The 12534-nt window shown below is 28.3% G+C and carries 12 protein-coding genes; 1 reads left to right on the top strand and 11 read right to left on the bottom strand.

The genetic code is table 11. The features are described 5' to 3' along the window. Positions 1-65 precede the first annotated feature (65 nt). Positions 66-665 carry a hypothetical protein gene (locus QML81_RS07000; RefSeq protein ID WP_281950709.1) on the top strand — a complete coding sequence of 200 codons (600 nt, stop codon included), beginning with the start codon at positions 66-68 and terminating at the stop codon, positions 663-665. Here the strand turns inward: QML81_RS07000 and QML81_RS06995 are convergent. From QML81_RS06995 to QML81_RS06945, 11 genes are all read right to left on the bottom strand, one after another. Beyond that, on the bottom strand, positions 634-1545 hold the full coding sequence (locus QML81_RS06995; RefSeq protein ID WP_281950708.1) for a histone deacetylase family protein: 912 nt from the start codon (positions 1543-1545) through the stop codon (positions 634-636). The two genes, QML81_RS07000 and QML81_RS06995, sit on opposite strands and share 32 nt — an antisense overlap. 1 nt (position 1546) lies before the next feature. Beyond that, positions 1547-2197 carry a hypothetical protein gene (locus QML81_RS06990; RefSeq protein ID WP_345741139.1) on the bottom strand — a complete coding sequence of 217 codons (651 nt, stop codon included), beginning with the start codon at positions 2195-2197 and terminating at the stop codon, positions 1547-1549. A 49-nt stretch (positions 2198-2246) separates the two neighbouring features. Beyond that, positions 2247-3518: a glucose-6-phosphate isomerase gene (locus tag QML81_RS06985; protein ID WP_281950707.1), complete on the bottom strand. Its 1272-nt coding sequence runs from the start codon at positions 3516-3518 to the stop codon at positions 2247-2249. Beyond that, on the bottom strand, positions 3515-4483 hold the full coding sequence (gene hemH, locus QML81_RS06980) for a ferrochelatase (RefSeq protein WP_425596320.1): 969 nt from the start codon (positions 4481-4483) through the stop codon (positions 3515-3517). Before hemH ends, QML81_RS06985 begins: the two co-directional genes overlap by 4 nt. Positions 4484-4635: 152 nt before the next feature. Beyond that, a complete protein-coding gene (locus tag QML81_RS06975) occupies positions 4636-5748 on the bottom strand; it encodes an FAD-dependent oxidoreductase (RefSeq protein ID WP_281950705.1) in 1113 nt (370 codons plus the stop codon). A gap of 19 nt (positions 5749-5767) precedes the next feature. Then, positions 5768-7816 (bottom strand): glycine--tRNA ligase subunit beta, encoded by a 2049-nt coding sequence (gene glyS, locus QML81_RS06970; protein WP_281950704.1) that lies wholly within the window; start codon positions 7814-7816, stop codon positions 5768-5770. Positions 7817-8190: 374 nt separating this feature from the next. Beyond that, complete coding sequence (locus QML81_RS06965) at positions 8191-8661, bottom strand: tRNA (cytidine(34)-2'-O)-methyltransferase (protein WP_281950703.1); 471 nt, start codon at positions 8659-8661, stop codon at positions 8191-8193. Between the two features lie 249 nt (positions 8662-8910). Continuing rightward, positions 8911-9747, bottom strand: coding sequence for a formyltetrahydrofolate deformylase (gene purU, locus QML81_RS06960; RefSeq protein ID WP_281950702.1), 837 nt, complete (start codon positions 9745-9747; stop codon positions 8911-8913). Next, positions 9744-10931: a tRNA nucleotidyltransferase/poly(A) polymerase-related protein gene (locus QML81_RS06955; RefSeq protein WP_281950701.1), complete on the bottom strand. Its 1188-nt coding sequence runs from the start codon at positions 10929-10931 to the stop codon at positions 9744-9746. The genes purU and QML81_RS06955 overlap by 4 nt, the downstream gene beginning before the upstream one ends. After that, a complete protein-coding gene (leuB, locus tag QML81_RS06950; RefSeq protein ID WP_281950700.1) occupies positions 10915-11985 on the bottom strand; it encodes a 3-isopropylmalate dehydrogenase in 1071 nt (356 codons plus the stop codon). The genes QML81_RS06955 and leuB overlap by 17 nt, the downstream gene beginning before the upstream one ends. Positions 11986-12011: 26 nt before the next feature. Further along, positions 12012-12518 carry a 3-isopropylmalate dehydratase small subunit gene (locus tag QML81_RS06945; RefSeq protein WP_281950699.1) on the bottom strand — a complete coding sequence of 169 codons (507 nt, stop codon included), beginning with the start codon at positions 12516-12518 and terminating at the stop codon, positions 12012-12014. Positions 12519-12534 lie beyond the last annotated feature (16 nt).

The following is a 12534-nucleotide window of genomic DNA, read 5'->3' as shown; positions in this document are numbered from 1 at the left end:
TAAATATTTATTATAATAGTTATAACTTTTATTGAAAAATGACTTAAATCAATTGAGGACAATATATGAAAAATATATTAAATGAACTAATAAAAACAGAGCTTTATTCTGAGGAGCTTGGAATTGATTTACGTAAAAAAGATGATAATGAATTATTTAAATGGTTTTTAGCAAGCATATTATATGGAGGTCATATAAATGAAACGATAGCGAAACATACATATAAAGCTTTTGAAAAATATAATCTTTTGACTCCCCAAAAAATATTAGATGCTGGATGGGAATTTTTAGTATATCCTATTATGAGAGAAGGTGGTTATGTAAGATATGATGGAAAAAAATCAGACCAAATTTTAAAAGACTGCCAGTTTTTACTTGATAAATATAATGGAAGTTTAAATAAAATACATGAATTAGCAAAAGATAGTAAAGATCTTGAAGCAAAAATTGATGAATTTTATGGAGTTGGACAAATTACAGTAAATATTTTTTTAAGAGAACTAAGACCATATTGGGAAAAAGCAGATCCTGAGCCTTTAGAAATAGTTTATAAAAAAGCAAAAGAACTTGGAATAGATATAGAAAAATTTGATAGAAAAACATTAGAATTTGTAAGAATTGAAGCAGGTTTAATTAGACTGTCCCATAAGAAAAAAGCTCATTAACAGTAATCTTAGCACTTTTAGATAAAGAATCTAAATTATAACCACCTTCAAGTAAAAATGCTATTGGCTTATCTTTTGAAAAATCTAAAATTTTTTGTATTAGCTTTTTTAATCCTTCAAAACTTATTTGTGCAGTAGAAATTAGCTCATCTTTCATTAGATCATATCCAGCACTAACCAAAACAATATCAAAATCAAACCATTTTGGAAGATCATCATAAAGTTTTAAAAGTGTCTCATCATCACAGTAATCACCATATGGTCTATTTATATTAAATCCTTTTCCTTTTCCCTCTCCTATTTCATCTTCACTTCCTGTAAAATATGGATAGTTATTTTTTTCATGTGTACTAAAATAGCATACTGTATTATCTTCATAAAAAATATCTTGTGTTCCGTTTCCATGATGCACATCAAAATCAATAATCATAACTTTCTTATATCCAACACTTTGTGCATATCTTGCCATAAGAGCAATATTATTAAAGATACAAAAACCCTGTCCTGTTTTTCTCTCAGCATGATGACCAGGTGGTCTGATATTTAAAAAAGCTCTTTTTATCTCCCCTTTCTTAAATGCATCAACTATTGGCATAGTTGACCCAGCCGCATAGCAAGCTACTTCATAACTTTTAGGACTCAAAATTGTATCTTCATTTAAAATCATTCTATAGCCATTTTCATAGGCATGCTCTACCCAATCTACATAATGTTTTTCATGAATTTTATAAAGGTCATCTTTTGTTGCCCTTTTTATAGAGTAATGTTTTAAATCAAAATCTTTTAAAGCATCATTTATAACAATAACTCTATTTTTATTCTCTATATGCTCGCCTGTATCATGTAGAGTAAAAATTGGATCATAAATATAGCCAACCATTTTATTTTCCTATAGAACATTTTGTTATAGGATATATCCATCCCTCTTTTTTTATTGTATCATTTTCAGGCTTAATGGTATTATTTTTTAAAATTTCAAAAACACTATAAGCTGCCAATAAAGCATCAAAAAAATGCTCATTTTTTAAAAAATCATATTTAAAATTATCTATTTTTAAAATATTTAAAATTTTTTCTTTCTTATTTTTATAATTTTTTCCAACCAAAATATTTCCTATCTGTTTTGGGAAAACCTCAAAAATTTTTATCTTTTTATCTCCAATTTTTATATAATCTCCATCATAATGAAACTCTCTTAAAAATTCTATACATCTTGCGGTTATTCTTCCTATTCTATCCCCAGCTGGAGGCATAGGTTTAATACCAAATTTTTTATAAATGAAATAGTCTGTATATCGATATATATAAGGGTTTGATATCTCACCTATTATCTCTCTTTTTGGTGGCTTGAAATTTTTATCACATAAAATAGATGGTATAGAAAATGGAGAATCAATAGCTAAATAGTCTGGAGATATATCGATTACTCTTTTTATAAGAAATTCTTTACAAGAATAGATACTTTTATGCTTTGGCTCCATAAATGGTTTTGTTTCAAGTTCAATTTTTTCATTTGAAATATCTAATATCACAAATGCTGTATTACCACTAAAGCATCCTCCTAAATCTATTCCTAAAACTCTATTTTGAAAGTTTGATTTTAAGTTTTTGCTTTCCAGATTCTACTCCTGGCTGATTGTATACATTAATGTTAAACATTGCACCAACGGCTGAAGTTAAAAGTTCAAAATAGTATATCAGATATCCCACACTACTCTCATTTAACTCATTTATCTCAATTAAATCAACTGGTACATCAGCTTCAATAACTGATTCTATTGTAGCATCACATTGGGTATTAATGATTGTCTGAAATCTTCTTCCATTTGCAAAATCTGTAGTTTCAAGATATGGTAATGAGATATGAGGAACAGTAACTGGAAGTTCAAAATTTTTAAGTTTTAAAAATGTAACTGTTTTATCTTTTGGCCCTTCAATGATAAGTTGTAAAAAGGAGTGCTGATCTATTGAGCCAATAAGTCCTATCGGTGTTAAACCTACTCTTTTTTTGGATTTTGTTTTTTTACCTAAACTCTCTCCCCAAAGCTGAATATACCATTTATTAAAAGCTTCAAACATAGAAGAGTATGAAAATAAAATATTTATATTTTTTTCATTTGCATTTTTATAATAGAAATAAGCTTTTTTAAACATTAATAGATTTGGCCCATGGTGCAAAAACTCTTCTCTCATAATATTTGCACCTTTTAAAAGCTCTTCAATATCATATCCCAATACTGCAAGAGGAAATAATCCAACTGGACTCAATACTGAAAATCTTCCTCCTACATTTTTTGGAATATGAAACACCTTCCATCCTCTCTCATTTGAGAGTTTATCTAAAGGAGAGTCTTTATCAGTAATAATTGCTATTTTTTGATTTATATCTAAACCTTTTAAAGGGTCTTTTAAAAGTGAGAAGATATATTTTGCAATAGAAATTGTCTCTATAGTGGTTCCAGATTTTGAAATAATCACTATAAAAGCTTTTGAGAGATCAATATTTTTTATACTATTTATTAAATAAAGAGGATCAAGATTTTCTAAAAAATGAATATTGATAATATTTCTATTGTGACTAAATTTTAAAAGTGTATCAATTGCTCTTGTACCTAATGATGACCCACCAATACCAATAACAACTAAATCTTTTATAAGATTATGTTCAAGATACTCATTTGTTGCAATAAAATCATAAATATCTTCAATAACATTTTCTTGATTTATAGGAAGATCATAATACCCAGTAACACCTGTATTCATCTCTTCAAGCATTTTATTATATGCTTTTTCTATTTTTAAAAGCCCATCTTTTTTAATATCCGTTTCAAAAAAAAGTGTTTTTTTAATCATCCCATTTCCTTCACAATCTCTCTTACAGCCTCACAAAATTTTTCACTATCATTTAAGCATTCACAAACTTTATACTCTTTAATACCTATCTTTTTTGCTAATTCAAAATATTCAATATGAAGTTCAAATAGTGTTTCACTATTATCAAGTATAAATGATATCGGATAAATTATAACTTTTTTATTCTTTAAATCTTTCAATACTTCATCTAAACTTGGCTCAAGCCATTTTACTGGACCCAACTTTGACTGATATGCTAAATATATTGCATTAAAATTTATACCTTTTTCTTTTAAAATCTCTTTTAAAATTTTTACATTATCTTCTATCTCAAATTGATAATTATCTCCACTTTCAATTATTTTTTTTGGAAGTGAATGGGCAGAAAAAATAAGGTCAAACTCTTTTGAATCTTTATTTTCTAAAGTTTCTAATATCTTTTCTATAACAGCTTCATTATATTTTCTATTTTCATAAAAATTGCTAATATCATGAATTCTTGCATGAAATCCATATCCTTTTGCACTGTTATAAAAATCTTCCAATGATGATTTTACTGTTGTTTTTGAATAGTGAGGATATAAAGGAAATAGATATACCTCTTTTATATTTTTTGACATTAACTCTTTTATAACATCTTTTGAAAAAGGGGGAGTATATCTCATAGCATATGTAATGTAAAAATCTGGAAGATAATTTTTTAGCTTTTCTATAAGTTTTTTTGTATAAAAATTTAATGGGCTCTTTCCGCCAAGTTTTTCATAATTTGATTTTGCCTCTTTTTTTCTTGAACTAGTAATCATATATGCTACAAATCTTCTTAAAAGACTGTTTTTTATAGGCATAATATTTGGATCATTGAACATATTTTTTAAAAAAAGCTCAACCTCTTCTAAATCATTTGGCCCACCCATATTTAATAATACTAATGCTTTCAAGATACTCCTTTTTTGTAAATTGGACATTGGACATTGAACATTAGACATTGGGAGAATTTGGAATTGGGAATAGGGAATTAGTGTTAGTGTTGAGAGCATTACTAACACTATCACTATCCACTATCACTAAACCTTTTATCCTTCAATCTTCTACCTTCAGCCTTTTTCGCTTCACAGCTTCACACCTCCCTCCCCTTCTTCATATATCTCAAAAAAACTCTATCTATATTTAACTCTTTTTCTATCTCTTTTTTATCAATTATAAAATCAACAAGTCTTTTTGAAATATAGGGTCCAAAAACAAATCCTCTACCACCAAATCCATTTATTATATAAAGATTTTTATGTTTTATAAAATCTTTTGGGTCTATTTTTTTACCTCTTTTTATTTTAGAAAATTTCTCTAAAGTTTTTTTTGAATCAATAACCTCTCCAATTACAGGTAAATGATCATATATACTTGGTCTAACTCCACAATACATTCCAGTTATCTCTACATTTTTTATTTCAACCATTTTTTTAGCTTCATCTAATAAATAAGAATTTGGCTTTACAGGGCAGATAACCTCTTCAACTCTATTATGGGTAGCACCTATTATAATTTTATTATTTATCTTTTTAGATATAGAGATCTTTTTATGAATAGAACAAGGTAGATTTAAATCAGCATTTACATCAAATCTAAAACCAGCCACTTTTCCATAACTAATATAATCTTCATTTAAATCTTCCCAAGCGCCAGTTGCAAGTACAACCGACTTTGATTTAAAATCGTTAACCAAAAAAACATCATCTTTTTTTTCTATTTTTTCTACTTTACAACTCTCTTTTACTTCTATGTCACTTAATAAAGTTTTGCATATTCTTACAGCATCTACAACACCACCATCTTTAAAAAAAAATCCTCCAAACTCTTTTGCATAATCTTTTAAAAAAGAAAGATCATTTGAACTCTTTTTTTCATAATTTACATCGATAAATTTTTCATATTCACTAAACTTTTCTGCATCCTCTTTATCTTTTGGAAGTCTTAAAATGCCTGTTTGATAAAAATATTGACTAAAATTTTTTTTATAAAAATCAACACTGAAAGAAAAAGCGTGATTTGTGACTTTTTGTAAAATACCTCCTCGTCCAAGTCTTGGAGATATGAAGGCTCCAGCAGCAAAACTTGCACCACTTGCAATGCTGTTTTGCTCAACTACTAAAACCTTTGCACCAGCTTTTTTTAAAAAATATGCACAATGAGCACCTGCACTTCCAGCACCAACTATAATAAAATCATAAATCATTAAAATTCCTAAAGGTGCCTTACACTGTAATCTCTTTTATCTCAGCAATATCTCTAAAAGCTTTATATATTGAAGCTATTAAATTTTTTCTATTTTCTCTTAATTTACTATCTTCAACATTAACTAAAACATGGTCAAAAAATCTATCTATATCAGGTTTTAAACCAAAAAGAGCATCAAGTTTGCTTTCATAATCTTCATACTCTTTATTTACCACTTCATTAAATCTGTCAAAAAGCTCTTTTTCATATTTGCTCTCAAATAGATTTTCATCAACAGTTAAATCTTTTGATAGGTCTATATCTTTAACAATATTTGCAACTCTTTTAAATGTTGTAAAAATATCTTTAAATTCATCACTTTGAACTATTTCATTAACTGCTTTTATTTTACGTGAGAGCTCTACCAAATCTCTCTCACCACTTTCTATAACTGATTTTATAACTGAAGGATTAACATCAAAATATTGATAGATTCTTTCAATAAAAAACTCTTCAAGTTTTTTTGTATCAAACTCTTTATACTCTTCTTTTATCTCTTCAAATATTTTTGATATATCAAATGAAATCTGCTCATTTAAAATTATTCTTATGATTGCATTTGCTGCTCTTCTTAAGCCAAATGGATCACGAGAACCTGTAGGAATTTTTCCAATACTAAATAGACTCATTAAGGTATCAAGTTTAACTGCAATTGATATTAAAGAGCTAAAAAGAGTAGTTGGCAGCTCGCTATCTTCACCATTTGGTAAATACTGCTCTTTTATAGATAGAGCAACAAGCTCATCCTCTCCTTGCATTAACGCATAATAGTAGCCCATAACCCCTTGAAGCTCAGTAAATTCATATACCATCTCAGTTAAAAGATCAGCTTTTGAAAGCATTACAGCTCTTTCACAAAGAGCTAAAAGCTCTCCTTTTTCAAGATTTGTTTGTGAAATAAGCTCATCTATATATTTTTCAAAAAGTTTTTGAGCTATTTTTAGCTCTCTTATCTCTTTATCAAATAGGCTTCCTAATTCATCCATAAATACAACATTTTTAAGCCCTTCAATATCAAGACCTTTTTCTAAATCCTTTTCCCAAAAGAAAAGAGCATCAGAGAGCCTTGCTTTTAAAACTCTCTCATTTCCTTTAATAACCAATGAAAAATCATCTGTATAAGCATTTGATACTACTACAAATCCATTATATAAATTTTCGTCTTTAAAAACAGGAAAATATCTTTGATGCTCTTTCATACTTGTAATAATAACTTCAGGAGGAAGCTTTAAAAACTCATTATCAAACTCTCCAATTAATGCTGTTGGGTACTCTGTAATTGCAACTATCTCATCTAAAAGCTCTTCATCTTTTTCAATAGTTATTGATTTTTCTTTTTCTATTCTTTCAAACTCATCTAAAATCTTCTCTCTTCTGCTATCTGGAAACAGAATTACACCACTATTTTTTAGCTTTTCAAAATAGTCTTTTGCATCTTTTATTACTATTTTATCAAGAGATATACTTCTATGGCCATATGTAAAATTAGAACTTTCAACTCCAAATATTTTATATTTTAAAAACTCATTGCCAAAATTGACAATAGACCATCTAATAGGCCTAATAAACTCCTCTTTTAAACTTCCCCATCTCATTGATCTACCAAAGTTTAGAGTTTTTAGCCATTTTATTATCATATCTTTTAAAATATCTTCACTTTTTTTACCTTCAATAACTCTTTTAAAATATAAAACCTCTCTATTTCCTTTTTTTATTCTGCCAAGTTTTTCAACATCAACTCCACACTTTTTTGCAAAACTCAAAGCTGCTTTTGTAGGTTTGCCATCTTTAAATGCAATGTCAACAGGAGCTCCAAAAAGCTCTTCTTCAAAATCATTCTGCTTTGTAGGAAACTCTGGATGCCATAAAACAAGACGTCTTGGCGTATAAAAAAAACTAAATTCACAAAGTAGTGAGTTTTCTTCTAAAATCTTTTCCCATTTTTTTTCAATATTTGGCAACTCTTTTAAAAAAGGTATTGCTGGTAACTCTTCTACACCAATTTCTATCAGTAACGGTTTAAACATATCTTACCTCATAATATTTTTTTTATTATTTTACTCTTTATAGGATAAAAATATAATAATATAATTTGTTATTAGTTATTGGTATATTGGTATATTAGTAATTAGAAATTTGGAATTAGTATTAAGTGTAAATATGAATATTAAATTATTATTATCCACTATTACTAAGATTACTCAACTTTCTCCCTCAACTCCAATAACCAATAACTAATATACCAATTACCACTATACCAATTACCATTTCTACTCTTCTCCCCTCTTATGATGCCCCTTTTGATGGTGATATCCAACAATAAGCCAAATCATAAAAAGTACAAAAAGTGTTACAACAATATAATCTATAATCTCTTTCATTATAAATGTACCTTTAAAAGCTAAACTTTGCAAAAGTTATCAAAATTTTGTTTTATTGCTTCATAAAGAACTATACCTACACTAACTGCCAAATTTAAACTTCTTCCATTTTCACACATAGGAATTGTTATAGCATTTTGCCAATTTATTTTCATAAAATCTATGGGTAAACCTTTTGTTTCACTACCAAAAATTAAAAAATCTCCCACATTAAAATTTGCTTTAAAATATGGCTTTTTTGATTTTGTTGTTGCAAAGAAAAATCTTTTAATATCTTTTTCATTTGCATTTATAAAATCTTCTAAACTCTCCCAAACAACTAAATCAAGCTTATCCCAATAATCAAGTCCTGCTCTTTTTACTGCTTTTTCATCAATATCAAATCCTAATGGTTTTATTAAATGAAGTCTTGAGTTTGTATTTACACAAACTCTTCCAATATTTCCTGTATTTGGAGGAATTTGAGGATTTACTAAGACTATATTAAACATTTTATTCCTTCATTAGACATTGGACATTGGTCATTGGTCATTGGTCATTAGGTATTATGAATTAGTGTTAGTGTGAATTTTGTTACTAACACTATTACTATCCACTATCACTAAACCCTTCTACTTTCTTTCTTCTACCTTCATCCTTTCCCGCTTCACAGCTTACCCCCTTACCACCTTATCCCCTTACATCCTATACCCCTATCCCGCTTTACAGCTTCACTGCTTCGCTGCTTCACCGCTCTCTAATTAAAAAATCACTGTTTTATTTGCATATACAAAAATTCTATCTTCAAGAGCAAGTTTTAAAGCTTTTGCCAATACCACTTTTTCAACATCTCTTCCAGCATTTCTCATATCTTGCCAAGTATAGGTGTGATCAACATGGATAACATCTTGGGCTATTATTGGACCTTCATCAAGATTATTATTTACAAAATGCGCAGTTGCCCCAATTATTTTTACACCTCTATCATATGCTTGTTTATACGGATTTGCTCCTACAAATGCAGGTAGAAAGGAGTGATGAATATTTATAATCTTATTTTCATACTTTTGAACAAATTCTGGAGTTAATATTCTCATATATTTTGCTAAAACAATATAATCTACTTTTTCAAACATCTCAAGAAGTGATAAAATCTTCTCTTCATGCTCACTTCTTTTTAACTCTTCATGTGGGACATGAAAATAATCGATTCCAAACTTTTCAACAAGTGGTCTTAAAATATCATAATTTGATATAACTGCTAATATATCAGCTTCCAACTCACCATCAAAATGTCTAATTAAAATATCTCCTAATACATGACTCTCTTTTGTAGCCATTAAAACAATTTTTTTTCTTTTTGGCTCAACTATGTTTATATTTGCATCTTCTGGAAGTTCACCTTTTAATAAAATATATAGATTTTCTTTATCAACTTTTCCTTTAACCTCACTTCTCATAAAAAATTTTCCATTTTCCCTATCCACAAATTCATCATTTTTTTCAATATTTAAACCATTTTCATAAAAAATTTTTGATATTTTAAAAACAAGTCCCTTTTCATCTTTACAATCAATCAAAACTCGATAATTTCTCATATTTTTCCCCTATAAAGTTTTCTTATTATCTTTAATCTTCTTCTTTTAAGCTCTTCTCCTAACTCTTTACCACTAAAACCCTCTTTTAAAAGGTCAACTGCCTTTATGCCACCATCAAAACTCTTTTTCCAAATATCAAATTTCATTGCTCTATTTTTTACATCAATTTTATAATTTCCCAGCCATCTATTTAATGGATATAACATAGATAAAGCAACTAAAAATCTATCAGTCCTATTTTTTGGTAAATATTTTTGTTTTTTAAAAATTTTATAATATTCATTTGGCGTTTTCAAAATATCTAAAAAATAATCATATCTTTTATGAAGATTTTTTGAAAAAATGTATAAAAAATAGAATTTATAAATATCTTTTTCAAAAAATTTTCTATTTTTATATAACTCTTTAGAAGTTTTTAAAAAAAATCTTTTATCAAGTTCAATATCAAAAAGTTTTTTTGCTATATCTAGTGATATCAGATAATAAAGCCCAAAATGTAAATATTTTGCCTTAAACATCTTTTCAAATTCCCAAAAAATTCTCTCGCTACTTAAATCATTTAAACTAATCTCTTTCATAATTCCACAAGATTTTTTCTCTATTTTGTATCCAAATCTTGCGCTAAACTGCATTGCCCTTAAAACTCTTAAACTATCTTCTTTAAATTTTTCTTCATTAATAATGGAAATTCTTTTTGAAAAAATATCCTCTATTCCACCCCAAAAATCTAAAATTTTTCCACTATAAACATTTAACATTAAAGCATTCATTTTAAAATCTCTTCTAATACTTGCCTCTTTTTCACTTTTAGCTAGTTTTACTTCAAATGCTTTATGTCCTACTCCTATTTTACTCTCTACTCTTGGCAATGAAATATCGATATTTTCTTTATATTTATAAACAAAAAAGCTTTTCCCAACACCTTTTGCACCAATCTTTTTCATCAATTTTTCAAAAATATTTGGCTCAATTGAATATACCTCTATATCCAAATCGACAATATCAATATCAATATTTTGATATTTTTTTCTTATCAAATCTCTTACTGCACCGCCAACAAGATAGACTCTATCCGTATATTTAGAAAAAAGTTTTTTTAGAAATTGAAGCTCTTTTTGAAGATTTTCAGGAAGAAGTTTTTCATAACCAGGAAATATATCCTGGTGTTTAATCTTGAGCTGCATATTGTGCAATTAATGAACCCATTTCATTTGTGGTTACTATCTCTTTTGCATCAAAACTACTAATATCTTTTGTTCTGTATCCCTCTTTTAATACCCTTTTTATTGCATTTTCAATTCTATCAGCAGCTTTTTCTTCTCCAAACTGATATCTTAGCATCATACTTGCACTTGCAATTGTTGCTATAGGATTTGCTATACCTTGACCAGCAATATCTGGAGCACTACCGTGAATTGGCTCATAAAGACCATATTTTTCACCTATACTCGCACTTGGAAGTAGACCTATAGAGCCACTCAACATACTAGCTTCATCACTTAATATATCTCCAAAAATATTTCCAGTTAAAATGACATCAAACTGTTTTGGATCCCTTATCAACTGCATTGCAGCATTATCAACATACATATGTTCTAATTTTACATCTGGATAATCTTTTGAAACCTCTTCAACTGTTTCTCTCCAAAGTTGACTAACTTCTAAAACATTTGCTTTATCAACTGAAGTTACTCTATTTTTTCTTTTTTTGGCTATTTCAAATGCTACTTTCGCAATTCTTTTTATTTCATCTTTTGTATAAATCATTGTATTATATGCTTTATCTTTTTCAAGTGCTCTTGGCTTTCCAAAATATATCCCACCAATAAGCTCTCTAACAACCATTAAATCAACGCCTTTTATTACATCAGGCTTTAATGTACTTGCATTTATTAACTCATCATAAACTGTTACTGGTCTTAAGTTTGCAAAAACACCAAGAGCCTCTCTTAATTTTAAAAGTCCAGTTTCTGGTCTTTTTTCTCTTGGAAGATTATCCCATTTTTCTCCACCAATTGCTCCAAAAAGAACTGCATCTGCATTTTTTGCGCCTTCTACTGTCTCTTCCGGAAGCGGATCTCCATAAACATCATATGCAGCACCACCCATTAAATATTCATGATATGATAATTCAAATCCTTCTTTTACGCTAACTGCATCAAGAACTTTTATAGCTTCATCTATAATTTCTGGACCAATTCCATCGCCTTTAATAACGGCAATTTTATATTTTCTCATTTTTCCTCCATGATTTTAAATAAATATTACATTTGGCTTTTTTTTAGCATCTCAGCTTTTGCATAATTTATAAGGCCACCACATGCTAACAACTCTTGCATAAATTCAGGAATTGGAGAAAATTTATATTCTATATCTTTATTTATATCTTTTATAATTCCATTATCCATATCGATAGATATTAAATCACCTTCATTTATCTTATCAGACTCTTTTAATTCAAATATAGGAAGTCCCATATTAAATGCGTTTCTATAAAATATTCTTGCAAAACTTTTTGCAACAACTGCTGCAACTCCTGCCGCTTTTAAAGCAATTGGTGCATGTTCACGGCTACTTCCACAACCAAAATTTTCACCAGCCACTATAATATCTCCAGGCTGAAGTTTTTTTACAAAGTCTGGATCTGCATCTTCCATAACATGTTCTGCAAGCTTATGAGGATCTGATGTGTTTAAATATCTTGCAGCAATAATTAAATCTGTATCAATATTATCTCCAAATTTCCAAACTTTTCCTGTTATAATATTCATCTCTAAACCTCTTTTT

Source organism: Nitrosophilus kaiyonis, from assembly GCF_027943725.1.
Taxonomy (GTDB): Bacteria; Campylobacterota; Campylobacteria; order Campylobacterales; family Nitratiruptoraceae; genus Nitrosophilus_A; species Nitrosophilus_A kaiyonis.
The sequence above is the reverse complement of the archived record's forward strand: the minus strand, read 5'-3'. Positions and strand labels throughout refer to the sequence as shown.

Bases quoted from the DNA above. Each gene is read 5' to 3' on its own strand.
- QML81_RS07000 (WP_281950709.1), top strand. From the start codon at position 66: ATGAAAAATATATTAAATGAACTAATAAAAACAGAGCTTTATTCTGAG.
- QML81_RS06995 (WP_281950708.1), bottom strand. From the start codon at position 1,545: ATGGTTGGCTATATTTATGATCCAATTTTTACTCTACATGATACAGGC.
- QML81_RS06985 (WP_281950707.1), bottom strand. From the start codon at position 3,518: ATGATTAAAAAAACACTTTTTTTTGAAACGGATATTAAAAAAGATGGG.
- hemH (WP_425596320.1), bottom strand. From the start codon at position 4,483: ATGTCCAATTTACAAAAAAGGAGTATCTTGAAAGCATTAGTATTATTA.
- QML81_RS06975 (WP_281950705.1), bottom strand. From the start codon at position 5,748: ATGATTTATGATTTTATTATAGTTGGTGCTGGAAGTGCAGGTGCTCAT.
- glyS (WP_281950704.1), bottom strand. From the start codon at position 7,816: ATGTTTAAACCGTTACTGATAGAAATTGGTGTAGAAGAGTTACCAGCA.
- QML81_RS06965 (WP_281950703.1), bottom strand. From the start codon at position 8,661: ATGTTTAATATAGTCTTAGTAAATCCTCAAATTCCTCCAAATACAGGA.
- purU (WP_281950702.1), bottom strand. From the start codon at position 9,747: ATGAGAAATTATCGAGTTTTGATTGATTGTAAAGATGAAAAGGGACTT.
- QML81_RS06955 (WP_281950701.1), bottom strand. From the start codon at position 10,931: ATGCAGCTCAAGATTAAACACCAGGATATATTTCCTGGTTATGAAAAA.
- leuB (WP_281950700.1), bottom strand. From the start codon at position 11,985: ATGAGAAAATATAAAATTGCCGTTATTAAAGGCGATGGAATTGGTCCA.
- QML81_RS06945 (WP_281950699.1), bottom strand. From the start codon at position 12,518: ATGAATATTATAACAGGAAAAGTTTGGAAATTTGGAGATAATATTGAT.